The 25,987-nt window shown below is 49.4% G+C and carries 23 protein-coding genes; 16 read left to right on the top strand and 7 right to left on the bottom strand.

Annotated features, from left to right (window positions below):
• Positions 1–705 precede the first annotated feature (705 nt).
• Genes G8759_RS31840 through G8759_RS31830 form a run of 3 tightly spaced genes read left to right on the top strand, consistent with a single transcriptional unit; the run spans position 706 to position 5,227 of the window.
• A complete protein-coding gene (locus G8759_RS31840; protein ID WP_167217239.1) occupies positions 706–3,117 on the top strand; it encodes a TonB-dependent receptor in 2,412 nt (803 codons plus the stop codon).
• Between the two features lie 2 nt (positions 3,118–3,119).
• A complete protein-coding gene (locus G8759_RS31835) occupies positions 3,120–4,178 on the top strand; it encodes a DUF4249 domain-containing protein (protein ID WP_167217237.1) in 1,059 nt (352 codons plus the stop codon).
• Positions 4,179–4,231: 53 nt separating this feature from the next.
• Positions 4,232–5,227, top strand: a complete 996-nt coding sequence (locus G8759_RS31830) for a glycosyltransferase family 9 protein (RefSeq protein ID WP_167217235.1) — start codon at positions 4,232–4,234, stop codon at positions 5,225–5,227.
• A 51-nt stretch (positions 5,228–5,278) separates the two neighbouring features.
• On the opposite strand, the gene G8759_RS31825 is transcribed toward G8759_RS31830, so the two are convergent.
• The 4 genes from G8759_RS31825 to G8759_RS31810 all read right to left on the bottom strand — a co-directional run bounded on the left by G8759_RS31825 (position 5,279) and on the right by G8759_RS31810 (position 9,329).
• The gene (locus G8759_RS31825; RefSeq protein ID WP_167217233.1) at positions 5,279–6,244 is read right to left on the bottom strand and encodes a nitrilase family protein; all 966 of its coding nucleotides are present in this window, start codon (positions 6,242–6,244) and stop codon (positions 5,279–5,281) included.
• A gap of 69 nt (positions 6,245–6,313) precedes the next feature.
• Positions 6,314–7,132: an AraC family transcriptional regulator gene (locus G8759_RS31820; RefSeq protein WP_167217231.1), complete on the bottom strand. Its 819-nt coding sequence runs from the start codon at positions 7,130–7,132 to the stop codon at positions 6,314–6,316.
• Positions 7,133–7,135: 3 nt separating this feature from the next.
• A complete protein-coding gene (locus G8759_RS31815) occupies positions 7,136–8,074 on the bottom strand; it encodes a carbon-nitrogen hydrolase family protein (protein ID WP_167217229.1) in 939 nt (312 codons plus the stop codon).
• 64 nt (positions 8,075–8,138) lie between these two features.
• The gene (locus tag G8759_RS31810) at positions 8,139–9,329 is read right to left on the bottom strand and encodes a molybdopterin molybdotransferase MoeA (protein ID WP_167217227.1); all 1,191 of its coding nucleotides are present in this window, start codon (positions 9,327–9,329) and stop codon (positions 8,139–8,141) included.
• Between the two features lie 207 nt (positions 9,330–9,536).
• Between G8759_RS31810 and moaC the strand changes: the two genes are divergently transcribed.
• The 11 genes from moaC to kdsB all read left to right on the top strand — a co-directional run bounded on the left by moaC (position 9,537) and on the right by kdsB (position 18,227).
• A complete protein-coding gene (moaC, locus tag G8759_RS31805) occupies positions 9,537–10,025 on the top strand; it encodes a cyclic pyranopterin monophosphate synthase MoaC (protein ID WP_167217225.1) in 489 nt (162 codons plus the stop codon).
• Positions 10,018–10,644: an NTP transferase domain-containing protein gene (locus G8759_RS31800; RefSeq protein ID WP_232074026.1), complete on the top strand. Its 627-nt coding sequence runs from the start codon at positions 10,018–10,020 to the stop codon at positions 10,642–10,644. The genes moaC and G8759_RS31800 overlap by 8 nt, the downstream gene beginning before the upstream one ends.
• A 29-nt stretch (positions 10,645–10,673) precedes the next feature.
• Positions 10,674–11,282, top strand: coding sequence for a DUF6992 family protein (locus G8759_RS31795; protein ID WP_167217223.1), 609 nt, complete (start codon positions 10,674–10,676; stop codon positions 11,280–11,282).
• A gap of 96 nt (positions 11,283–11,378) precedes the next feature.
• Positions 11,379–12,164 (top strand): aminoglycoside 6-adenylyltransferase, encoded by a 786-nt coding sequence (locus G8759_RS31790; protein ID WP_167217221.1) that lies wholly within the window; start codon positions 11,379–11,381, stop codon positions 12,162–12,164.
• 3 nt (positions 12,165–12,167) lie between these two features.
• Entirely contained in the window at positions 12,168–12,674 is a 507-nt protein-coding gene (locus G8759_RS31785; RefSeq protein ID WP_167217219.1) for a nucleoside deaminase, read from the top strand.
• 185 nt (positions 12,675–12,859) lie between these two features.
• Positions 12,860–14,065 (top strand): DegT/DnrJ/EryC1/StrS family aminotransferase, encoded by a 1,206-nt coding sequence (locus G8759_RS31780; RefSeq protein ID WP_232074025.1) that lies wholly within the window; start codon positions 12,860–12,862, stop codon positions 14,063–14,065.
• A gap of 29 nt (positions 14,066–14,094) precedes the next feature.
• Positions 14,095–15,198: an iron-containing alcohol dehydrogenase family protein gene (locus G8759_RS31775; RefSeq protein WP_167217217.1), complete on the top strand. Its 1,104-nt coding sequence runs from the start codon at positions 14,095–14,097 to the stop codon at positions 15,196–15,198.
• A 24-nt stretch (positions 15,199–15,222) separates the two neighbouring features.
• The gene (gene lspA, locus G8759_RS31770; protein WP_232074024.1) at positions 15,223–15,729 is read left to right on the top strand and encodes a signal peptidase II; all 507 of its coding nucleotides are present in this window, start codon (positions 15,223–15,225) and stop codon (positions 15,727–15,729) included.
• Positions 15,730–15,741: 12 nt separating this feature from the next.
• On the top strand, positions 15,742–16,593 hold the full coding sequence (gene kdsA, locus G8759_RS31765) for a 3-deoxy-8-phosphooctulonate synthase (protein ID WP_167217215.1): 852 nt from the start codon (positions 15,742–15,744) through the stop codon (positions 16,591–16,593).
• 81 nt (positions 16,594–16,674) lie between these two features.
• Positions 16,675–17,382, top strand: coding sequence for a phosphatase (locus tag G8759_RS31760; RefSeq protein WP_167217213.1), 708 nt, complete (start codon positions 16,675–16,677; stop codon positions 17,380–17,382).
• 89 nt (positions 17,383–17,471) lie between these two features.
• On the top strand, positions 17,472–18,227 hold the full coding sequence (kdsB, locus tag G8759_RS31755; protein ID WP_167217211.1) for a 3-deoxy-manno-octulosonate cytidylyltransferase: 756 nt from the start codon (positions 17,472–17,474) through the stop codon (positions 18,225–18,227).
• Here kdsB and G8759_RS31750 read toward each other — a convergent pair.
• Complete coding sequence (locus G8759_RS31750; RefSeq protein WP_232074023.1) at positions 18,210–19,379, bottom strand: glycosyltransferase 87 family protein; 1,170 nt, start codon at positions 19,377–19,379, stop codon at positions 18,210–18,212. The genes kdsB and G8759_RS31750 overlap by 18 nt on opposite strands.
• 143 nt (positions 19,380–19,522) lie before the next feature.
• On the opposite strand from G8759_RS31750, the gene G8759_RS31745 reads away from it, so the two are divergent.
• Positions 19,523–20,185, top strand: a complete 663-nt coding sequence (locus G8759_RS31745) for a thiamine diphosphokinase (RefSeq protein WP_167217208.1) — start codon at positions 19,523–19,525, stop codon at positions 20,183–20,185.
• Between the two features lie 9 nt (positions 20,186–20,194).
• Here the strand turns inward: G8759_RS31745 and G8759_RS31740 are convergent, their stop codons facing one another.
• Together G8759_RS31740 and porU2 are read right to left on the bottom strand one after the other, a co-directional pair.
• A complete protein-coding gene (locus G8759_RS31740) occupies positions 20,195–21,277 on the bottom strand; it encodes an acyltransferase family protein (RefSeq protein WP_167217206.1) in 1,083 nt (360 codons plus the stop codon).
• Complete coding sequence (gene porU2 / locus G8759_RS31735; protein ID WP_167217204.1) at positions 21,277–25,290, bottom strand: putative type IX secretion system sortase PorU2; 4,014 nt, start codon at positions 25,288–25,290, stop codon at positions 21,277–21,279. Before porU2 ends, G8759_RS31740 begins: the two co-directional genes overlap by 1 nt.
• A gap of 275 nt (positions 25,291–25,565) precedes the next feature.
• Here porU2 and G8759_RS31730 point away from each other — a divergent pair, with 275 nt between their 5' ends.
• Positions 25,566–25,976 (top strand): PadR family transcriptional regulator, encoded by a 411-nt coding sequence (locus tag G8759_RS31730; RefSeq protein ID WP_162390001.1) that lies wholly within the window; start codon positions 25,566–25,568, stop codon positions 25,974–25,976.
• Positions 25,977–25,987 lie beyond the last annotated feature (11 nt).

Here is a 25,987-nt window from a genome sequence, read left to right as displayed (position 1 = left end):
AATGATCGCTCTCTTTTCTGGAATCACCATTTTTCCGGACGAAATCACTCAAAAAGTCACTAATTAAAATTTTTTGTATAAAATTATCTAATGAGATATTAATAATGTTTTTTGGATATATATAAACAGTCTATAATTTAAATAGAGTATATAAATTGTTTAGGCTAATAAATACAAATAGTATACTAATGATCATGTTGATTTAGGTTTTAGAGATGACGAGCTAAGTGTCTGGAGGAATGAGATCTGGGATAAGTGTCATGAGAGAACAATATTTATTTAATTTATTACAGAAATAATATAACGAATGAAGTATATAACCCTAGGTCGCACCGTTCGGGACAAATAAGCTATTTACCAGGTGATTAGAAGCAAGGTTTGCCAAGCTAAGAGACTCTGCGGAACACACCAACGCTTAAAACGTATCCATTGATCACGAAGCTGCCCGTTATGCCATCGGCCGGAAAGGTGGGCTAATCCGCGCCATGACCTTCAATGCCCTGACGCTGACCGAAATGAGCGACTATCTGCAACGACGACGGGAAAGGACACGTACATAGGGTAGCGTAGCGTCTGAAGGGATTAACTATGGATTAATGATAGGCATAATAGGGTAAATCATGGATTTTATCTCTTTATATCCTTGATATGTCATACCATTGTTGACGCCAGGCTGCCAGTTCTGAGCTCCCTAAACCCGGTTCTATGCGCTTTTTACATTTACTGTTCGTGTCCGTTTGTTTGCTTAACGGGGCATTAGCCCAGCAACGAACCTCGTCGAATGGCCACGCCACTACGTTTCCGGCTACAGGCTATGTCCGGGATGTCAAAACCGGAAAGCCTATTCAGGGAGTTAACATTGTGGTTCTGAACGTATCGAAAGGCTACGTGACGGCCAAAGATGGATTTTATATTGTACAGTTACCGCCCGGGAACTATATCCTGCGCTTCTCTCATGTTGGCTATCGAACCAAAGAGGATACCATCTCGCTGCAAAAAACTCTCTTCCGGGAGATTACTATGGAAGATGATGCCAAAGATCTGGAAGAAGTAGTTGTAACGAGCGAAACCCCCGACCGCAATGTACGCAAAGTCGAAATTGGTGTTTCTCAGCTGTCTATTCGGAGCATTCGGCGCATACCCCCGCTGATGGGTGAAGTCGACATTGTTCGTAGCTTACTCTTACTGCCCGGTGTAACGACAGTTGGCGAAGGTGCACCCGGCTTCAATGTTCGGGGTGGTAGTGCCGATCAGAATCTGATTTTGTTCGATGATGCGCCGGTCTTCAATTCTAGCCATCTGATGGGCTTTTTCTCGGTCTTTAATCCTGATGTTGTGCGTGATGTAACGCTAAATAGAGGGGGCGTGGCAGCTATGTATGGAGGCCGGGCTTCATCGGTGCTGGACGTGAAAATCCGGGAACCAAGTGCCGAGAAATGGGGAATTAACGGTGGTATTGGTATCATTTCGAGCCGATTAGGCATCGAAGGGCCAATCATTAAAAACAAACTCTCGTTTCTGGCGGCCGCCCGCGCTTCATTCAATGATTTTTTATTTAAGCTGGCTCCCCCAAACCTGAAAGACACAAAGGCCAATTTCTATGATCTGACAAGCAAGCTTAAATACCAGCCCAACGAACAGCATACCATTACGTTGACAGGTTATGTAAGCACCGATGTATTTAAGCTGGCGTCAGACTCGCTGTCAGGACAGGAAATCAATGCGTCCTCAACCCAGTTTAACTACCAGACATTGACAGGATCGTTACGCTGGAATTATTTCATCAGCAAACAACTGAATCTGGCGACATCGGCCATTTTTAGTCGCTACCAGGCTGATCTGTCGTCGCCAGATTCAGCAAACGCCTTTCAACTAAAATCAGGGATCTGGCATCGGCAGATCAAATCTGATTTCACCTATACGCCCAATGAAACGCATCAGTGGCAGGCAGGCATCAGTGCCATTGATTATCTGGTTCAGCCCAATACCAGAATTCCCGGCCCTTTCTCGAACGTGTTGCCCGTAGATCTTGCCCGCGAACGGGCCTACGAACTGGCGGCTTATGTACAGGATGAATGGAAACTGAATACAGATGTGTCGGTTGTAGTGGGGTTACGCTATTCTACCTTGCTGAATCGGGGGCCAGAGACAGTACGGACGTATCAGGAAAACGGACCTCGCCAGGACGAAACCGTAGCCTCAACGAAAACGTATGGGGCGGGTAATATTTACCATTCGGCGGGTGGTCTGGAGCCCCGTTTGGCGGTTCGCTGGTCGGTAGGGGAAGGGAAAGCGATCAAGGCGGGCTATAGCCGATTGCGGCAATATATTCACCAGATTACGAACACAACAGCTGCCCTGCCAACCTCGCGCTGGCACTTGAGCGACAGTTATACAAAACCGCAAATTGCTGATCAATGGGCACTCGGGTATTTCCGTAATACATCCGACAACGACATTGAAGCGTCGGGTGAGGTGTATTATAAAACCTTGACCAATGCGATTGATTACCGGGATGGGGCCGAACTCCAACTGGCCGAAGCGGTCGAAACGCAGATTGTGCAGGGTAGTGGACAAGCTTATGGGTTTGAAGGATTACTGCGCAAAAACAAGGGCCTCTGGAGTGGTTTTATCAGCTACACCTATGCGCGTACGTTCCTGACCATGAACAGTCCTTATGCCGAAGAGCGCGTTAACAATGGCCGGGCTTATCCAGCTAATTACGACAAGCCGCATACATTGAACGTATTGGCCATTTATCGACCAACGACCTGGTTCAGTCTGTCGTTGAATTTTACGTATAGCACAGGCCGCCCGACCACGCAGCCATCGGCGCTTGCTAAAGTGGGGGGAATACTCGTACCCATTTACCTCGATCGAAATCAACAGCGCGTTCCTGACTATCACCGGCTAGATTTCTCGATGACGTTTGAGCAGAATCCGCTCAAGAAAAAACGCAACCAAAGCAGTTGGGTTTTTTCGATCTACAATGTTTATGCCCATAAAAATGCCTACTCGATTTTCTATAAGCTAAGTTCGGCGTCTTCTACCGATGCCTATAAGCTGTCAATTTTCGGAACGGCCTTTCCATCATTAACCTATAATTTCAAGTTCTGATCATGAATTATTTCAGACTGCTCATATATGGACTTGGGGTTTTGCTGGCCGTTTTCTCCTGCGTGACTGAGTTCCAGCCTGGCACAGTCAGTATTCCTCCTTCGTTAATTATTGAAGGGCAGATTACGGACCAGGCAGGACCTTATACGGTCAGATTGACCCGAACAGCCGACTATTCCTACAAAAGCCTGAATCTGCTGGAAACGGGAGCTACCGTAACCATTGAAGACAACCAGGGAAACCGGGAAACGCTGACCGAACAGGCACCCGGCGGTGTGTATCAGACGCGGGTGGGGGGCATTCAGGGCGTTGTGGGGCGCAGTTATAAAGTGACGATTGTAACCCAGGCCGGTAAACGCTATGAGTCAGATGCTGAAGTACTGCGAGCGGCCCCCCCTATTCAGAAACTATACTATGAATACACTGTAGAGGGCGAATCGGTTGTGAATGCCAAAAACCAGGGGTGGAATGTGTATCTGGATACCAAAGATCCTGAAACGACGGGAGATTATTATAAATGGGACTGGCAGCACTATGAACCGATTGATATTTGCCTGAAGCAGGAAACGAGAGATGGTACCCTTATTGGCTTTGACTGCTGTTCGCCCTGCTGGGATATTGTTCGTTGTTATAGCTGTATAAGTGTAAACTCCGACGTCAATATCAACGGGCAGGCCATCAGTCGTCAGTTTATTATGCGGGCGCCTTTTAAGTCGACCAGTCGCTATTACCTTGAGGTTCAGCAGCAGGCCATCAGCAAAGGAGCCTATACGTTCTGGAAGAGTGTCCGGCAGCTAACCACCAATACGGGTGGGCTGTTCGATGCGGCCCCTGCCATTGTTCAGGGTAACGTTCGTTGCGTGAGCGATCCGGCCACAATGGCGTTTGGATACTTTGGTGCGGCTGGTGTTTCGGAGCAATTTATTTATGTGGATCGAAGCACAGGTCAGGGCGTTCCTGATCTCGATCCACCAGTAACGGTGCCGCAGCCATCAGCTTGTGTGATCTGCGAAAATAATCTCTACAGAACGCGTAATAAACCTCGTTGGTGGGCCTACTGAATGGTTTGGTTACCTACCTAAAAAGTGATATTTTTGCGGAAATAAGTCGTATCATGGCTCCCCCGGTAAAAATTCTCGTTTTACGCTTCTCATCCATCGGCGATATTGTATTGACGACGCCTGTTGTACGGTGCCTGAAGCAGCAACTGCCGGGTGCCGAGGTGCATTTTTGCACGAAACGGGCCTATCAATCCATTGTTGATCACAATCCCTATATCGACAAACGGTATTTTCTGGAAGATAGCCTCAGTGATCTTATTCGACAGCTACGGGCCGAACGGTACGACTATGTCATTGACCTGCACAATAATCTGCGTACGAGGCTGATCAAACTTAGCCTCGGGGCAAAATCATATAGTTTCGACAAGCTGAACCTGCGTAAGTGGTTCTATGTCCGGTGGAAAGTCAATGCCATGCCCAATGTGCATATTGTGGATCGGTATATGGCAACCGTGCAGGCACTGGGCGTTCAGAACGACGGGCGGGGCCTCGACTTTTTCATACCCTACAAAGATCAGGTCGAAACCGAGTGGTTGCCCGATACGCACCGACACGATTATGTGGCATACGCCATCGGCGGGCAGCACGCAACCAAAAAGTTGCCGTTACTGCGTATGATTGAGCTTTGCTGGAAAATCGATCATCCAATTATTTTGCTGGGCGGTAAAGAAGACCGTGAGGTTGGTGATGAAATTGTTCGGGCCATTGGCAAGCGAATGATTTATAATGCCTGCGGGCAGTATAACCTCAATCAGTCTGCGTCGTTATTGCAGGGTGCACGGGTCGTATTTAGCCACGATACCGGGCTGATGCATATTGCGGCCGCTCTCAAAAAGAAGGTCTATTCAATCTGGGGAAACACGACTCCCCAACTGGGCATGTATCCCTACAAAACGCCTTATGTCGTGATCGAAAAAACGGGACTGGAGTGCCGCCCCTGCTCCAAAATTGGGTTTGATCAATGCCCGTTGAAGCACTTTAAATGCATGAACGAACTTCAGTTCGATTTCGAAGTAAAAGAGCTGCGGAAAAAAAAGAATCTGGAGTAATAAACGCTCCTTTTCGTTCCATAGCCTGATCTTGGTAAATCCACTGAGCAATTAGCTGGTAAAGGTGTCATCTGGTTTCAGCCAGACTACTTTTTGTTCGGCGGTATGAGCCTGGCCAAGTATGTCGCGGTAGAGGTCGGGCCGACGGGCATTGCGATACCGATGGCCACCAGCCAGCTGGAGTTTTTCGGGATTGCAGGTGGCGGTTATGACCTCATTACCTAATTGCCGACACTCGGCTATGACATCACCAAACGGATCGATGATCATCGAACAACCGTTCTTTAACTGATCATCGTCCATACCAATCGGATTCGAGAAAACGACATACACGCCATTGTCATAGGCACGAGCCGGGAGCCATTTCATTAACCAGGCCCGGCCTTTCATCCCATCAAACTCCAGACGGACAGAGGTCGGATCTGTTTCCCGATTTTCCCACAGGACTGGGTCTACGAATCCGGCACCTGGTCGGGGCGAAGGGGTGCCCATTGTTACATGGGGCATAAAAATGACATCGGCTCCCAATAAAGCCGTAGCCCGTACATTTTCGATGACATTGTTGTCATAGCAGATCAGGATACCGCATTTCCAGCCAAACAACTCAAAGACCACATACTGATCGCCGGGGAGCAGGTGAGGATTGATAAACGGATGGAGTTTTCTGTATTTGGCAATCAGTCCATCTTTTCCCACACAGACATAAGCCTTGAATAGCCGATCCTGTTGATCTTTCTCAAATAAACCGGCTAGGACAACGATGTCATAATCGCGTGCAATCTGTGTCAGGGTCTGAATACTATCGCCACCGGGTATGTATTCGGCCAGGGCCAGCATTTGTTCTTTCGATAAATGGCGGGCAAATGTATAGCCAGTAACGGAGCATTCATGAAAAGCCACGACCTGAGCGCCCTGCTGGGCCGCCTTTTCTGATAGCTGCCGAATCATGGCCAAATTATAGGCTTTGTCGCCACTGGCGTTCTCGAACTGGGCTGTTGCAATACGAAGATTTTCCATGTCTGGTTGAATTTGGCTCAAAAGTAGAGAACATAGAAAGGCCGCGATTGTATAAAACCGACAAATCGATTAAGGGCCGACAGGAGAGCCTAAAGGCATTAGATTAACGGCCAGACGCTGCGTATTGGCATCATATTGCGTAGGGGTGATGCCAACAAGGTTGGTAAACTCCCGAATGAAATGTGCCTGATCATAATAGCCAGTAGTATAGGCTAATTCGGTTAATGTGAGGGCCGGATTTTCGCGGTGAACTTTAAGGCAATGCTGTAAGCGAATGATTCGGGCAAACTGCTTTGGACGAATACCCACAATCTTTTCGAATCGGCGTTCGAGGCTTCGTTCCGTTACGCTCAGGTATTGAGTCAATGCCTGAACAGTCGTTGCCCCCTTCGTTTGATGAATACGATGAATGGACGCCTGAACCAAAACAGACTCGTAAGACAACCCTTGCCAGTGCTTGAGCAAAAAAATCTCAATTCGTTTAATTCGGCTTGTATTGTCCGCGTCATTTAAAATTTGCTCCTGCAAATGGCTGCCGTCATTGCCAAACACGCTGGAAATGCTAATCTGGTTATTCGTCGTTTCGTTTCCGGGTATACCCGAAACTGCATGTAATCCCCAGGGCTGTAAAACGACAATCAGCATGCCTAGTTTCCTGCCTGAAAGCAAAGTATGGTAGCGATTGGCCTGCCCGTAAACGAAGCTGTTGGGTAATGTTAATGGCTGGTCGGTACCGTAGTATTGCGTGAGCGGGTCAGCATACGTGAAAACAAAGCCAGCGTGCCCGTCGGGAAAAAAACGGTAAATAGGTGTACGGTCTACCTGGTTTTCAATGATCAGGTAATGCTTAACAAGGCTCGAAAGCTCAGGAGACGGTACTAGCTGCATTGATTAGCCTTCAATTTTCATACTGGGTGGCTGATTCACAACATCTAACTTAAAAACGTCGTTTCGCGAATAATGGCCGATACAATCAAAATCTAATTTACTCTTTGCCAGGATTGAAAAATCAAGATCGGCCGTAAGTAGACCCTCTTGATTCCAGAGCGGCCCGGCCAGAGTTTCGCCCAGTGGTGAAATGATCACACTGCCGCCACTGCTCATGATCTCCGGTTCGTTGACCAGATCGGGCTGGTAACGATCCGGATAGTCGGCCTTTCGGACAAACTGATTACTGGCCAGAACAAAACAACGGCCTTCCAGCGCAATGTGTTGCATCGTTGCCTGCCAGCTATCGCGGGAGTCGGCGGTGGGAGCCAGATAAATCTCGACTCCTTTCTGGTACATTGCCATTCGGGCTAAGGGCATGTAATTTTCCCAGCAGATAAGTCCGCAGATTCGTCCCAAATCCGTGTCAAAACTGACCAGCGTACTGCCATCACTTTCTCCCCAGATATACCGCTCAAGGCCGGTGGGTTTGAGCTTGCGATGTTGTCCGAGGAATGTGCCATCACTGCCAAAATAGAGCAACGAGCAATGCAGCGTACCGCCAATCGGATCTCGTTCCGTTACGCCGAGTGCAGTGAACAGTCGGGCTTTTCTGATGGCTTCACTAATTCGGCTAACCGGCAAAGAAGGCACCTCAATGCTGTTTGCCCAATAATCCAGCCATGTGGTTCGGCTTTTATCTGTCCGTCTACCCACAATGGCGTCGAACGTCAACCCACGAGGGTAACAGGGAATAAACGATTCCGGAAAAAGCAGCAGTTGACAGCCTTCCTGAGCAGCTCGCTCGATCCAGGAGATAACCAGATCGACGCTGGCTTCCAGATCAAACAAAGCTGGAGTGGCTTGCACTACGCCTACTTTTACGGTTTTAAACGTTGTCATTGATACAGTTTTATTTCTGGCAGATGTACGCAGTTGACCGGCTGCGATTACTGGTGGGAACGTTTCATTTACCCCATAACGGAAACGCTTCTCCGGCGCCAAACTCTGATCGGTCGGCAGGTAATTCCATAAACGCATCGGCGTCTAATAAATTGGCAAAATCGGCAGAACCGGAGCCGGGTAGTGGGTGCGCCAGTGTTCGGCCGTCCGGTTCAGAGGTTAGTCGAACCGGCAGAAAATAAGTGATCTCAGGCCGGAACGTGATGGGTTTCGCCAGTTGAGCATACTGAGGGGCGGCAATGGCCAAACCGAGCGATGCCCGCAGGTAAGGCATCACATAGCGATAGGCACAGAGCACCGTTGAAACCGGATTGCCGGGTAATGCAAAGACCGTTTTTTGCGACGTTGTGCCAAACCAGAGTGGTTTTCCGGGACGCTGGGCTATTTGATGGAATTGTTTCTGAACACCCAATTGGGCTAGTACCGCCGGTACAAAATCAGCTTTACCCGCCGAAACACCCCCGCTTAAAATCAATAGGTCGTTTTCTGCCATTAGCTTCGCTAAGTTATCAGCTAGCACCTCTTCATCATCGATTATATGGTGTAGTGTTGCCGTGATGCCCAGCGATAGCAAAGCGGCTCGAAGCATATAGGTGTTCGAGCGTCGAATCTGATAGGGCAGGGGCGTTTCATCCACATCGACTAATTCATCACCGGTCGAAATCAACGCTACGCGGGGAAGGGCCGTAACCGACAGCATTGCCTGACCCACTGAAGTCGCTACGGCAACGGCCGACGGGCCAAGTAACATACCCTCGCGGACTAATTCATCCCCGGCCTGTCGGTCCGTAGCACACCGATGAATATGTTGCCCCTGCTCAATGTCATTGATCGTAATTGTTGCCTGTCCATCGGCAATTGTTACGTCCTCATACCGAATAACCGTATCGACTCCCAGGGGGAGCATGGCCCCAGTCATCACTTCCAGACAGGCCGTTGGGTCGGTCAGCGTTTGTTGTGGTTGCCCGGCAAACTGTCTGCCAATTATAGAAAATGTTCGCTGGCCCGATGCGTAGGCCGAAAACGAAATCCCAATGCCATCCATCGCGATTCGGTCGAATGGCGGGAAATCACGGTCGGCACGAATGGCTTCGCGCAGTACGCGGCCAGTGGCTTCGGTAACTGGAATAGACTCTGCTGGCAGCGTCAATAGATGCTGTTGAGTAATGACAAAAGCGTCGGCAACGGAAAGCATGGGCAATAAATAATGACGAATGAATAATGGACAATGTACAAGGAAAAAATAGAATACAGTTAACCGTCATCTACCTTTGTATTACCATACTCTAGCAGGACTTTGGCTTAGAACCATACCACGGTTTCTAATAATGATATTAATAACCATTGTACGGTTCTAAGCCAAAGTCCTGCCTACTATTCATTCTCCATTATTCATTCGATTATGGATTCTCTTTCTCACCTCGACGCCAATGGAAACCCGGCGATGGTCGACGTTGGCGCAAAGGCAATAAGTCGTCGCACGGCCCGCGCGCGCAGTATCGTTGTTTTAGGACCTGAAATCATGCAGCATCTAACCCAGTCTGGATCGACCGGTGCCGATATTCAAACGCGCAAAGGCCCCGTATTCCAGACAGCCATTATTGCCGGAACCATGGCTGCCAAACGCACCGATGACCTGATACCTCTCTGTCACTCACTGGGCCTTGATAACTGTCAGATCACGATTACGGCCGCCGGACCAGATGCTATTGTAGACTGCCTTGTCTCGACTGAAGGCAAAACAGGTGTCGAAATGGAAGCGCTGGTTGGCGCATCGGTGGCGGCTTTAACGATCTACGATATGTGCAAAGCCCTTTCGCACGATATTATCATCAGAGAAACCAAATTGATGGAAAAGACGGGTGGAAAACGGGATTTCAAACGTGAATAAACCTGGCCGGTCCGCCGATGCAGTGGATTCGCCCGGCGTGGATTCGCTCAACGGCCTTGTGCTGATTGGTGGGAAAAGTATACGGATGGGGCAGGACAAGTCCGTGCTGGCCTACCATAACAAGCCCCAGCGCGAACATCTGACCGATTTACTACAGGCCTGTTGTAACAAAGTCTTCTGGTCGGTCAATGGCCATCAGGCCGCAGAACTGGCCGATGTGGAGCAACCCTTGATTGTCGATGCGTTCGACAACATCGTTGGGCCACTCAATGGCATTCTGTCTGCGTTTCAGGCGATGCCTGATGCCGCCTGGCTGGTAGTTGCCTGCGATATGCCACTGCTGACGGCTCAGTCAATTCATGCGTTGGTAATAGGACGTGATCCCGCTAAGCACGCTACCGCTTTCTATGACTCCGACGGTCGGTTTCCTGAACCGTTGCTGAGTATCTGGGAACCTTCTATCTGGCCGATTTTGCAAAAGGCCATTGCTGAGGGAGCCTATTCACCCCGCCGGATTCTGATGATGAATGATGTGCATCTGCTAACAGCCCCCAACATTCGTGAGTTAGTGAACATCAACGACCCGGCCGCGAAAGAAGCCCTGAAACATCAGCAGTGAACAGCCGGTTTAGGTAGAAACAGTTCATCATGAATCTGCTCAGGGATTGGTTGTTTGCAGCTACCGCTGTATTTTTTTGCGCAGCGGTTCAGGCTCAACGTGCTTCACCATCGTCAGAATTACGCGCCTTCAGCGAACAGCGTATTCGGCATCAGAAAACGCTTGGCTTTGCGCTGGGTGGCTACGCACTGGCTAACATCGCGGCCGGAAGTATTGCTGCCGGACAAACCTCGGGTGAGACGAAGTATTTTCACCAGATGAATGTGTACTGGAACCTGTTCAATTTGGGCATTGCCGGCATTGGTTTGTTGAACTCACGGAAAGCCAATGCCGATAACGAAACATTGGCGCAGGCCATAAGACGGCACGAAACGATGAAGCAGGTCTTACTCCTGAACGCTGGTTTGGATGTTGCCTATGTGGTGGGCGGAGCTTACTTGCGCGAACGCAGCCATTCTCATCCCGATAAAAGCGATCAGTTGCAGGGTTATGGTAAGTCGATCATGCTTCAGGGTGGATTTCTGCTGGCGTTCGATCTGGTCAATTATTTTGTGTTTAAAAGTCGTGGTGATAAACAGGAAATTAAGCTCATTTCGGCCGGGCCAATGGGCGTGGGGCTGGTCATCCCGATCAGGTAGATGATTTTTTGTATGGTTGGCAGGTAATTCCGGTAGATGCCTGAACTTATCTGGGTAGGGCTCGGTTTTGCGATAATTCACTAGTCGCAAGGCATCATGCAAACGATTTTACAACCTTTCCAGACGTTTATTGACAAAGCCATTGAGTGTATCCAAAATGACCCCGAAACCATCGGGTTAGCCATTGGTGGTTCCTGGATTACGAAAACTGTAGACGCCTATTCCGACATTGATCTGGTGTTGGTTACCAACCAGCCAATTGCTCCTGATCTGAGCCAGATGCGATCTTATACGTCCCGATTTGGTTCAATGTTGTCGTCGTTTCGGGGTGATCATGTTGGTGAACTCCGCTTGCTGATTGCCTTGTATGAATCACCGTTGCTGCACGTTGACATTAAATTTCTGACGCTTCCTGAATTTTATCAGCGCGTTGAAGACCCAATAATTGTTTGGGAGCGTGACGGCTTGCTAACTTCAGTTATTCAGCAGTCGGAAGCTCAATATCCTCCCTTCGATTTCCAATGGGCAGAAGATCGTTTCTGGATTTGGGTTCATTATACGGCATTGAAAATTGGCAGGGGGGAGTATTTTGAAGCAATGGATTTTCTTTCCTTTGTGCGTAATGTCGTACTTGGACCGATGCTACACTTGAAAAAAGGTGGCCTGCCCAGGGGAGTAAGGCGGATTGAAACAATGGCCGATCCGGCTGATCTGGAAAGCTTGCGTAGCACAATCGCCAGACCTGACCGGGACTCATTGATTGACAGTTTACAGGCATGCATTCGTTTATATAGTGAGTCGCGCGATTTGCTTGCTCCAGATACAGTACACAGACACGACGCGGCACAGATGGCCGTTCAGAATTATTTGACGACACTTTAACTCATGCAAAATCAGGAAATACCGGCGAATCAGCCATTGGCCAGCGACGATGACTTTTTGCGGGAGGCCATTCGACTGGCACGGGAAGGAATGGCATCCGGACAGGGCGGCCCATTTGGCTCAGTCATTGTTCGTAACGGCGAAATTGTTGGGCGAGGCTGCAACCAGGTAACATCAACCAACGACCCAACGGCCCATGCCGAAGTGGTCGCCATTCGCGATGCCTGCCAGAATCTGGGAACTTTTCAATTAGAAGGCTGTACGCTCTATGCCTCCTGCGAGCCCTGCCCAATGTGCCTGGGCGCTATTTACTGGGCACGCCCGAGTCGAATTGTGTATGGTGCTTTTCACTATGATGCCGCACGGGCGGGCTTCGACGACCATTTTATTTACGGTGAATTAGAGAAACCCCGTGAAGAACGCCGGATACCCATGCAACAAGCCCTGCGCGACGAAGCAAATGTCGTTTTCGATGAATGGATCGCTATGGATGTGCGAACGTTGTATTAAAGTCTACCACACTAGTTGGTCGGTCCACCGGCGTCTCATAGACATTCCTGTAAGTTCGTATCGGCAAAAACCACCCACTCGGGAGACGTAACGTATTACATCTCTACAAAAGCCGTACTTTTGCAAAAAAAACGGGTCGCTTACAGAGAAAATTTTCCGAAGCGGCTTTCTAAACGGTTTTCGTTATGCCAGGAATGGAATTTTTTGGAGCGGCCGAGCGCAAGGAAATCAATGATGTGCTTGAGACCGGTATCCTGTTTCGCTACAATCACGAAGCACAACGCAACAATATTTATAAAGCCCGTGAGTTTGAGGCTGAGGTTGCTAAACTCGTAGGGGCCAACTACGCTCATGCGGTTTCGAGCGGATCAACCGCCGTTCTGTGTGCATTGGCTGCCGCCGGGATTGGTGCTGGCGATGAGGTAATTGTGCCGCCGTTCACCTACATCGCTACGGTCGAAGCAGTTCTGATGGCGGGCGCATTGCCTGTTTTCGCTGACATCGACGACACACTTTGTTTAAGTGCCGATGGTATTCGTAAGGCGATTAGTCCGAAAACAAAAGCGGTTTGTCTTGTCCATATGTGTGGCCAGATGGCTGATATGGATGCCATCATGGCGGTTATTCAGGAAAACAACCTGGTGTTGGTTGAAGACGCAGGACAGGCCATGGGTGCGAGCTATAAAGGTATTTCGACGGGTTTGTGGGGTAAAACCGGTGCCTATTCGTTCGATTTTTTTAAGATTGCAACGGCTGGCGAAGGCGGGATTATGGTCACGAACGATGAAACGGCGTATAAACACGCGGACTCCTATTCGGATCATGGTCACGATCACATTGGTACGAATCGGGGTATGGAACAGCATCCCATTATGGGGTTCAATTATCGGATCAGCGAACTCCATGCTGCAGTTGGGGTAGTACAGACGCGCCGGGTTCCGGAAATTATTCAACGAAATAACATTCACAAAACCCAGCTCCTGTCGGCATTGGGTCAGGTTCCGGGCCTATCGTTCGCTCGTATTCCCGATACCAACGGCGATTCGGCAACGTTCCTGAATCTGCTGCTGCCCGATACGGAAACCGCTGGTCGGGTGATTGCCGAACTGAATGCCGCTGGCGTGGGAGGCTTCAACTACTGGTTCACGAATATGTATCATTTCATTAACCAGTGGACCCATTTGAAGAATATGCATACAGCTGCCGCTTTGCCCATCGAAAAATTCGGCGCTCCGCAAGATTATAACAACCTCGACATACCGAATGCACAGGCAGTAGTTGGCCGGTTGATCTCGTTCGGCATTCGGGCAACGTGGACCACTGACGAAGTCGATGCGCTGGCCGCAAACATCGAAGCCGCCGTTCGGAAAGCCACTCTGGTAGAAGCGTAATTGTTCAGTAAATATGGCTTAACAACACAATGGTAGCAGCACCAACACAAACCATACATAAGAACTTCAAGGGGGTCGAGAAAACCGTTTACGGGCGGGGTAGCTTCGATCAGCTTGATGCTATTCTGGCTCCGCGCCGGGTCGATAACGAGGGTTATTTTGTCTTTCTGGTCGATAACTACTTCAAAGGCAAACCGCTCGAAGGGCGCGTTCCGGCTCATGACGAAGACCTGACCTATTACATCAGTGTCGAAGAACACGAACCGACCACCGATCAGATCGACCAGCTCCGCGACGAAATTCTGGCCAAAAAAGGATTGCCGTCAGGAGTGGTTGGCATTGGCGGTGGGAGCATTATGGACATTGCCAAAGCGCTGTCGCTGATGCTCACCAACGAAGGTTCGTCAACGCTCTATCAGGGCCTGAATCTGATCAAAATGCCGGGCGTTTATCACGTTGGAGTACCAACCATTTCAGGAACGGGTGCCGAGGTTTCGATGACCGCCGTATTGACTGGACCAGTTAAAAAGCTGGGCCTGAAATGCGAATGGACGGTATTCAATCAGATTGTTCTTGATCCTGAACTGATTGCCAGCGTGCCCCGTAACTGGTGGTTCTATACCGGTATGGATACCTACATTCACTGCGTCGAGTCGGAGAATGGGCGGATGAATAATGCCTATTCCCATGCCTATGCCGAGCAGTCTATGAAACTTTGCCGGGAGGTCTATCTGGGCGAAAACTCAGGCCAGACACCCGAAAATGACGATAAGTTGATGGTTGCTTCGATGATGGGCGGCTTAAGCCTGACCTATTCTGAAGTAGGAGTATGTCACGCACTCAGTTACGGCCTGTCGAAAATTCTGGGAACTCGCCATTGTTATGCCAATTGCCTGATCATGAACCATCTGGAGGACTACTACCCGCAGGGTGTAGCCGAATTTAAGCAAATGGTGGCGTATCATCAGATTGATTTGCCGCAGGGCTTATCGAAAGACTGGAGCGACGATACGATTACGCAAATGGCGCATGTATCGTACAACCTTCCGCATATGTGGCTGCACGCCATCGGTGACAACTGGCAGGAAGTTATTACGATCGATCTGCTGAAAGACCTGTTCCGGCGGTTGTAAAAGAAAGACTATAGTCCCTGGCTAATGATGAAACGCTCGCTGAGAATCCTCCTGATTGTGTTCACTGTATTGGTGAATATCGGGTGCGACCAGGTGTCAAAAAAGGTAGTTAGAGCGAAGATTAGCTATGGGGAAAGTATTCGACTGCTGGATAACCATTTTACAGTAACCAAGGTTGAAAATACGGGTGCTTTCCTGAGTTTGGGCGAATCGTTGCCGCCATTTCTTAAACAACTGTTGCTGCTGATCTTGCCTCTGATCGCAATAAGCCTGGGTTTTGCTTATCTGTTGGTTAAATTCAAAACACCCCGGTTGTTTGTAATCGGAGCGTGTTTTGTGATTGGCGGTGGTATCGGCAATATGATCGACCGGATGGCTTACGGCTCGGTGACAGATTTTCTGCACATCAGCTTTGGTATTTTTCAAACCGGGATCTTCAACATGGCTGATGTATCGGTCATGCTGGGAGCCGGATTTATTTTGCTCTCGTCTTTCCTGAAAACCCAGAAGGATGAGAACCAGCTAATTTAAAACGACAAACCAATGTCTCAAAAAATCGTTCGCGTTGGCGACATCGAATGCGGGTCGGATGAGTTATTTCTCATTTCAGGGCCCTGCGTTATCGAAGACGAAAAAATCATGATGACGGTGGCTGAACAACTCCGGGAAATTCAGGAGCGGGTCGGCATCAAAATCATTTATAAATCATCATTCCAGAAAGATAATCGGTCAAGCCTGAGCTACTACAATGGCCCCGGTATCGAAAAAGGTATGAAGATTCTGGCGAAGGTGAAGGAGCAGTTCGGCTTTCCATTGCTGACCGATGTGCATTATCCGGATCAATGTGCGCCCGTTGCAGAAGTGGTCGATGTGCTGCAAATTCCGGCTTATCTCTGTATGCAAACGATGCTGGTCGTGGCTGCTGCTAAAACGGGGCGTGTTGTCAACGTGAAACACGGCCAGTTTCTGGCTCCGGAAAACATGAAACACCCGGTCAAAAAGATTGAAGATTCGGGTAACGATCAAATTATCCTGACTGAGCGCGGCTACACGTTCGGGTATAACGACCTTGTGGTCGATCCGCGTAGCTTCTACCACATGGCCCGTACCAATTATCCGGTTGTGTTCGACGTAACGCATGCCATCCGGAAGTACGGTATTCCTTCGGCTGATGCGAAGGGTGGAGCCCGCGAATACCTACCCGTACTGGCCCGCGCAGGTGTAGCCGCTGGCGTCGATGGATTGTTCGTCGAAACGCATACCTGCCCATCGGAAGCTCTTTGCGATGCCGCCAGTCAACTGGATATTCGTTATCTGGAAGAATTTTTGAAGCCGTTGCTCGAATTGCACGCGGTTGAAGTAAAATACCGCAATACGTTGCCAGAATTGGCCTAACTAATGAAGCATTAAGCGTGACATGTATGGAATAAAACTATATATTCCATACATGTCACGCTTAATGCTTCAGGTTGCTAAATGACTGAACTAGAACAGACTTTCACCGCACTTGGCGGTCAATTTGTAACGTCCGCCGATGCGTTGACGGAAAAGCTCAAAGCCATTCGGGCAATCGTTTTCGACTGGGACGGCGTTTTTAACGACGGCATTAAAACCGAAGCGGGTAGCAGCTCGTTCAGCGAAGTCGATTCGATGGGGACGAACCTGCTGCGATTTGGTTTCTGGCTGCATCATGGCGGCCAACTGCCAGCCGTGGCTATCGTGACGGGCGTGACCAACAACCTGGCCGATGCGCTTGTCGGTCGGGAGCACTTCCATGCCTGTTATTCGCAGGCAAAAAATAAGGTTGAGGTTCTGGCGCATTTTCTGGATCAGCATAATCTTCAGCCAAAAGACGTTGCGTTTTTCTTCGATGATGCGCTCGATCTATCCGTTGCCGAGGTAGCTGGCGTTCGGATCATGGTTCGCCGGAAGGCTAACCCATTGTTTACCAAATACGTTATTCAACACGGGTATGCCGACTATGTAACGGGTTGCCAAAGCGGGCAGTTTGCTGTGCGCGAGGGCTGCGAGTTGATGCTGGGTTTGCTCGGCCAATTCGACACAGTTATGGCTGAACGACTTCGCTACCGACCCGTTTACGATCAATACTATCAGCAACGGCAGGCCATCGAACCCGACTACTGGACGGTCGGCGTGGATGGGCCGGAGCGGAAAAACGTTTAATTGGCTGATGGATAGTTGATTTTATCGCTTCGTTTTTACGTCGACAGGTCCTTTATCTAAAAGTCAGTATCCAATATTCATTACGAAACATGATAATCGGTATCATTCCAGCCCGCTACGGCTCAACACGGTTTCCGGGGAAACCCCTGGCCGATATTGGCGGTAAGTCTATGATTCAGCGTGTTCTGGAGCAGGCATGGCAAGCCCAGTCATTGGACAAAGTTGTTGTAGCGACTGATGATGAGCGTATTGCTGAAGCCGTTCTGCGGCTCGGGGGCGAAGCCATCATGACGCGAACCGACCATCCCAGTGGAACCGATCGTTGCTGGGAAGCCTACAGCCGACTCATTGCCGAAAAAGAAGTAAAGGCAAGCGCATCGGATTATATCATCAATATTCAGGGTGATGAACCCTTTATCGATCCCGAACAGATCAACGAACTGGCTGCTATTCTTGACGGTACTGTCGAGCTGGCTACACAGATGTCATCCGTAGATTCGGCTGAGCTTTTGCATAATCCGAAGGAGGCCAAGATCATTATCAACGCACGAAATGAAGCGCTGTATTTTAGCCGAGCGGCCATTCCTTATTTATGGGGTCTGGACCCAGCGATCTGGCATCAGCATCATGATTACCATCGTCATGTTGGCTTGTATGCCTATCGGGCTGATGTTCTGGAGAAAATCACAGAACTCCCCCCTTCTCCGCTCGAACAGGCCGAATCGCTGGAACAATTACGCTGGCTCGAAGCCGGATATCGCATCAAGCTGGTTGAAACGCAGTTTCAGACCCCGAGTGTTGATGACCCGGCCGATATAGAAAAGGCTTTACGAAGCGTGCAGTAGTTGAGCGTTGGTTGTTTGGGGCTGCGTCCAGATTTGATACTGCACCCGCGCCCACACCAGTAAACACGGCACCGCTTTAGCGTTATAGGGCTGGAACAACTCCCGCTGAACCACCGCCGGGAAAATGTCGGTGGGGGAGAGCGATGTAAAGATAACGACCATCGCCAGCAGCATTTGATCCAGTTGTGTGGGTGCATCAAGCGTTATCCACCATAACGCCACACCCGTTACGGCCAGCACGTAGGTAGGCGACTCGGCCATTTTATTGAAGACGATCATAAACAGCAGAAAGTACGCGACCATCCGCCGTTGAAACAGCCGATCCTGCCAAAGTCCGAACCGCAGAAAGGGTAACAGAAATAGGATGGCACCAATGGTTTCGATGATGCGGTAATTGCCGTCGGTTTTTTCCATACCGAACCAGGCTTGTGCAATGCCCATCACTGACACCTGCAAACCTAACTTGCTGACAACGATGACATCAAACCATTCGCGGTATTCGGCCAGTAAATGGTCGAGCGGGATCATGGTGAGGGGAACGCTGCCAAGCAGGATTGTCCAGGCAATCATGGCCAGAATGAATTGTGGCTTTTTGGGATAAAAGAGAAAGAAGCCCGCAGCCGCCATTCCATAAAATTTAATAAATCCGCACAGCACAAAAAAGAAGGCTGCCTGCCAGACACGCTCGTTGCGAAGATGATACAGACCAAGCAGCATAGCGCCCACAATGAGGTTGTTGCTTTGCAGGTTCTGAGCGGTAATCAATGCTTCGAGAAGAATAATCAACAGGGCCGTGCGCCTTTGTTTGGCCGGGTCCTTTTCGTCGGATAGATAGAACCAGACGCCGACAAGAAGCACCAGTGTATTCAACAGGTTCCACAGGATGATGCCCAGCCAATCGGGAAGGTAATAGAATGGGCCCATCAGCCAGGCAAAGGTCGGGCTGTATTTATAATTGTCGAAATACAGATTGGGATGCAGGCCGTAAATACTTTTGTCCAGAAGCAGGTTATGGAACGGCTTGGCAAACATCAGGTAGTTGTTGTAATTGCCGAATCCCAGGAGATAGTTCTGAACTGCCACCAGGCAGAAAAGAAAAATATAAAGCCCAAGTAAACGGGGTAAGGTCAAAAATCGGAGGAAGCGTTGCAAAGCCAGGAAGGTTCGTTACTTTCCGTAAAATTAATCAGTTATTGTAGGACTTTCGCAAAAAGCCGTGCATGGTTATAAACTGTGGCACGGCTTTTTGCGAAAGCCCAAATTGATACGACTGACTGATTTATCTTTGTCTGATTATGTCATCTCATCACATTGTCCGCGAAAAGCAGGAGCCTGCCTTATTGATTGCCAACGGCGAAGCCTGCCAGCCTGAACTCCTGGGGCAACTTCTGGAATGGAGCCCGACCGTAGTTGTGCTCGATAGTGCCATCTGGCGTGTACTCGATCTGGGTATAAAAGTAGACGTACTTCTCGGCGATTTCGACCATAACCTAGACCTGGATTCAATCCGTGCTCAGCAGTATCCGCTCGACATTGTTCATACGCCCGATCAGGAAAAAACGGATCTCGATAAAGGGATCGAATACCTGATCGAACGCGGTTTTCCCGCGGTTAATATTGTCTGGGCTACCGGTCGCCGGGCCGACCACAGCCTGACGAATATGACCAATATCGTTCGCTATAAAGACCAGATTCGGATTGTGATGATCGATGATCACTCTAAAATATTTCCGCTCGTTGGTCGATTCGAAAAATGGTATGAAGCCGGAACACCGCTATCCCTGATTCCGGTTGGAACCGTAACCGGTTTTACGTCTGAAGGATTGAAATATAACCTTCAGGATGCTACTCTAACGCTCGGCTACCGGACCAGTAGCAGCAACGAAGCGGCCGAAGACGGATTCGTGCGTATCGAAGCCCAAACCGGCGATTTGCTGATTATGGAGTGCTGGGATTAATTTCGGCAATTATCCTGACCGTAGTTTTCGCTGCAAGGGTTTTTCAATCCAGGTATATAAGCTGTGAGCAATAAGAACCAGCAAAGCGAACAATACGCAGGAATTTGAACCGCTTACCGTGCGTTGCACGAGTCTGGCAATAACGCCGATGTGAATCAGATAAAATGCGTAAGAACTTCGACCCAATGCCTGCATGGCCGGATGGGCTAAAAATCGTTGTAGACCGGATGGCTCCTGAACCAGTCCAAGTAACAAAAGACCAATACCCACAGGTAAAATAAAGTTATAAACGACGACCTCACTCCCTAGTTGAATCTCTGAATTCTTTATCTCACAAATAATATATGTCTGCCAACCCAGGCAGCTACAGAGCAGCAACAATCCCTTGTATGTGACCTCGCGAATACGTGGGAATTTGTCCTGATGCCATCGCTGAGCAAGCCACATACCCGTTACGAACTCAAACGACCGGCCGAAAAACGTGTAAAAGAGCACGAACGGGAAACTGCCAAACAGGCCGTGCCAGTTCAATGCCCCGATGGTCAGCCATAAAAACAGGCCCAGACTTACCAGAGTGGCTGTAAGTAAGAGCGGTCCCCAGCGCCGAAGAAGAACGAACAGCCAGGGCGCTGTCAGATAGAAACATTCCTCAACCGTCAGACTCCAGCTTTGGGCAATTCCACTAAATTTATATGGCTCGAAAAAGCCTTTAGCCAAGGTTAGGTTGAGGACAAAGTCGAACCAATGTGCTGGCTTACCTTGCGCAATCGAAATGCTGCTTGTCAACAGTAGAAGTAAGGTATAGAGCGGAACAATTCGGGCGAATCGATTCTGGTAATACAGGTGCCATGACCAGTGTGTCCTGCTGAAATACGACTCGGCGTATCGGTGATAAATCAGGAAACCACTAAGCACGAAAAATACAGTGACACCCATGTAACCCTGCGCTATCAGCTGGTGTGTCCCCCTGTCGGTTGCGACAGGATTATAATGATGCAGAAAAACCAGATAGGCTGCTACGGCCCGCAATCCCGTCAAAGCGGGTACATAGCGGCCAACACTGTTTGATGGATGCACATTCACGGCTAACATCAGCGAGTCAGAATGATCCGGCCACGCAATTTCTCACTCAACCCGTCGGTAACGGGCCAGTTCTGTCCGGCTGCGCGAACGGTTAGCTGATACAGATACAGTCCGGCGGGGAGCAGTTCTCCCGAATCGGCGTGTCCATCCCACAGCCATTCATTTAGCCCAATGTGGCCAATAATGCTTCCCTGAGCTGCTTTTAGTCTACGCACCACACGCCCATGCAGATCGGAGATGGTCAGCTCGATTGAATCGGGGGCTTTATCACCTGTCAGGAGGAACGCAAACTTTATCTGGTCGCGAAACGGGTTTGGATAAACTGTCAGATCGGTAAGTTTCCGATCATTGATGACGCGAAAGCTTACCTGATAGGGGGCAGCCGCGTTACCTACCGCATCGTGGGCCGTGACCAGTAAGTGATAGAGACCTTCGGCCAGTGTTGGGGAGGTGTACCGTATCCGAAAGATATTATCGGTATTCGTTGGTCGAACAACGGCATTGCGCCAGCTAAGCCGTTCAAACGAAGTATTGCTGCCGGGGCGTTGCAAAAATAGGCCGATGCCAACTGTATCGCGCCGGATTAATGATCGGTTCTCGTCGGCCACGACTACATCGATGATCGGTTGAGCCGACACGGGCGCTCCGTCTTCGATACGGGTTCCATCAAGGGCTACTTCGAGCACAGGACCAAACTGGTCGGGTTGAACGGTTATCGGCAGATCAAGCGTGTTATTGAAAAATGAAACCTCCGGGAGAATGAGGGGATTAATCGTTAGAATCATCCGGTTTACGCCGGGCAGTTTTTCAGTTGGAATACGCACCGTAAGAGGTACCGTATCGGTGGGTGTTGGTGCCTTTATTCGCCATTGGGTTACGAGCGGTTGCGCCAGATTCGCAGCGTAGATCGTTTGAAGCACAGTCAGAGAGTCCGTAAAAAGGTAGGGCGCGATGTTCGTAAACTCGATTGGCAGGGAAAGAACATCACCTTGTTGGATGTCATTTGGGAGGGTAGTGGCAAGTTGGATCTGCCCTTCGGGTAACCCCTGTACCGTACTGGCTGGATCAAATAGAAACGAACCGGTTGCCCATTCTTTCGGAGTTGAATCTGCTTCCCGAACCCGCCAGTAATACGTAGTTTGTGGTCGGGCCGTTAGGGTTGCCGGATAGTTAACGGTCGTTTCGGCTTTGATTCGCTGATTGAGTCGATTTGGCGTATCGAACCGGGCGGTTGTGTCAAGTTCCAGATCGAACGTATGAATTCCACTGGTCAGGTACTGAGCGGTTAGCTGTATGGTGCGAGCATTTACGGTGCCAGATAGGGGTGGATAGATCAGGACAGGCCCTTGTCCAATAACCGTAAATTCGGCCAACGCCCGATTATTGTCTCGGTTGAGTTCATGCACTGTCCCGACCGGATTAAGAATTACCTCGAGTTGATTCAGGCCAACCGCATGGCGGTCATTAGGTAGGCTTAGGGTAACTGTATCGCGGAAAGCAACCGAGCGAGGTAGCGACAGGTTATAGATTCCTGATTCATGGCCATCGACTAATCGGCGTATGCGGATTGGCAATGGCCCTTCCCGATATTGACCGTAATTTTCTATCACCACAGTCAATCGTACCGAATCACTCAAGGCTGTCAGATTCTGATTGCCCTGGCCCCGAATGGCTAGCCCACCCGCAGCAATGGCATAGTCGGGTGTATCAAACGGAAAGAGCCGAAGGGCCGGATCACCCTGCAACACCATCTGCTGCGAATTCGATAAATCCCATCCGTTGGGTACCTGCGCCAATGTACGCCGGATCGTTTCCTGCTGAATTTGCCCAATCGATCTGTTGAGTTGCGTACTGTCGGCCAATAGGTCGTAGAAGTGCCTGCTGTATCGGTCCAGCACATCTACATAACCCAAATGACTGTTCGCGATAACAGCAATGGCACCCCGATCGGGAGTGAGAACCCAATCGGAGCTGAATGTTGGACGACTATAAAATATATTGCCGCTGGCGCAACCATTGATCAGCATCAACGGATATTTGCCCCTGTTGACGTAGCCTAAGGCATTATTGGAACAAAAGCCGATGTCCAGATCGGTCACATCAAGGCTCGAATGGCCAAAGAACGTCATAAGGCCGACTCCTTCGTTTACATGCTTGGCCACATTAATGGTCTCAACCGGATTGTCGGTTTTCTTTGTAATGGCCGTTATGGTCGCCCCGAGCGATTCGGCCATTGCCCGTTTACCGTAGCCTTCCAGTAACTCCTTGAACATAGTGGCTTCGCTCGGATTGTTACCACCGCTCAAATGAAGCAATTTTTTACGCCAGGACTGGGCAACAGGCGTAGACTCAAATTCTTTTACTTTGTTGAGGTAGTCGATAACTTGCTGAGGACTTGTAGCATTAATTCGACCGGTCGGAATAGCGGGGACATCCTGAGGCTGGCCATCCAGACCAGCCGTGAATACGATATCAGATCCCGGAAAACCAGCTGTAGGTACCAGATCGATTGTGGCCTGATTTGGATCATGCCGAACGCCCGGCGTGCCACGACTATGACCGATCAGCAGCAGATAACTTGGCCGGTTTGCAGCCCCTTTGCTTTGCCGAAGCATCTGATCGGCAAAACGACGTATGGCCAGCGGATGCCGTTCGCCATAACTAAACTGATTGAATAGTTGCTGAACAGTTGTTGTCAACGTGTCATACTGGCCGCCTGTTACTGAAGCCCGATACGTGGCATAGGCTTTCACCGCGTCGGGTTGCCCCGCTGCTGGTTTCATTAGCGATTCGTGGCTGATGATGAGGTAAGTAGGCTTGCGGCCAGACCAATTTGAAAATAGGACAGGTGAAATGCTGGAAACGGCTTTAGGCTGACTACAACTCAGGAGGGTCCGGCTGGTTTCGGTGCTTTGTACAACCAGTTTTACCGAGGTGCCTGAACGTGTACTACCAATTCGTAAGGGAGCTGTTGGATCGGAAATGTCCCAGAACCGGGAATTTGTCAGTACATTGTCGAGGTCGACCAGTGAACGTCCGGTTGGATTGGGAATGAGTCGATACGAACGCAACGGTTGGCCATTGCCCACTAATCGCTGGGGATAACGCAGTCTGATATAGGATACTGAATAGGGGTCAGCCGTGTAGTTTTCGCTTGTTGAAACCGTCGAAACCAGAACCCGGCCATCGGCGCCTACATCAGACCAGAGCAAACCGGTGGCAAGACGGGCATTGTTGTAGAACTGGAAACGCAACGAATCGACTATCCGCCGGGCGCTGGCAGCAGCGCCAACATAGCAGTCGACTCTATGGTTAATGTAATCGCGGCCTACCAGCAACAGATCGAGTTGTGGTGCGGGGCCAGCCCGGAAGGCATTGTTAGTGGAAAATAGATTATCGTAAAATTTACCTTTTTGCTGAATAACGCCCGTATATCCTTCTCCAGCTTCGAAATGACTGTATTCGATTTTGGGAGGAATACCAGCTGCCCATCCGGGATAGGTATCGGTAAATACGCGTAGTTCTTCTTCCCAGTGATAGGCTTCGGGCGTCAGGTTGGTGAAGTCGGTATCCGTATAGGAACCCATTCGTTTACTTGGTTTACCATCGAGCCGCCAGGTCAGAAAGTAAGCTGTCGTGTCGCTGAAAAGGTTATAATACTGATGTGGCTGGGCATTGATGGGCCGATAAAGTAAGGAGTCCTGCGCGCCATCGTTTCTGCGACCATAGAATTCCAGAAAATCGCTGACATCGAGCTTATTATCGGCTTCGCCTTCCACATAGATTGCCTGTTCAAGACCCCGGTGAAAGAGCTGGATCGCTGCCGGATCGATTGAATTTATAGGAACTCCTGCTTTTTGTAATTCAGTAGCAGTAATTCGATATAAGCCATTTTGGGCTATCGGAATTTTAAAATAAGTCTGCTGATAATTAATCCATTCATTCCCCGGAAGGGGAGTTTGAGCCCAGGAATAAACAGCGAAAATGGGGGCAAAAAGAGCAATCAGGACGTTACGGAGCATATGGAATCATAATAAGAAATAAAGTTACAAATTTGTCGGCTCCAACTATACATTAGGTGAGCCATTCACCCGTTTTTTTTGCCGTTTATACTACAGAGCTAAAATTTTTAAAAAGGTACCTTGCATCACATAGTACCTTATACTACCTTTGTTGCAAGGATTTTGGATAATGATTATCCGTCGGTGGATTAGCCCGCATTAATCGTTGCCATCTGAAATTCGTAGCCGTTACAACCGGAGCACCGGACCGGGCCTATACTTAAATCAATACACCGATGAATATTGAAAATGCTCAGGTGCAGATGCGAAAGGGAATTTTGGAATTCTGCATTCTGCACATCATATCGAGGGGCGAGGTTTATGCCTCCGATATGCTCGATGAACTGACTTCTGCCCGAATAATGGTGGTGGAAGGTACACTGTACCCCCTGCTAACCCGGCTCAAAAACGCGGGGTTGCTCGATTATAAATGGGTGGAATCGACCTCAGGGCCACCACGCAAGTATTATATATTGACCGATCTGGGACGAAATTCCTTAGAATCGCTAAACGAAACCTGGCAGGAGCTTGCCGAATCCGTCAACTCAATTATTGGTAAAACCGCACAGCATAAAAAACCGACGAACGGCAATGCTGCTCCCATGACGAGTTCTGCTGATCCAACCAATCCTTCAACCACCGCTTAACCTATTCTCTT

The sequence above is a fragment of the Spirosoma aureum genome, from assembly GCF_011604685.1.
In the GTDB taxonomy this organism is placed as follows: Bacteria; Bacteroidota; Bacteroidia; order Cytophagales; family Spirosomataceae; genus Spirosoma; species Spirosoma aureum.
The sequence above is the reverse complement of the archived record's forward strand: the minus strand, read 5'-3'. Positions and strand labels throughout refer to the sequence as shown.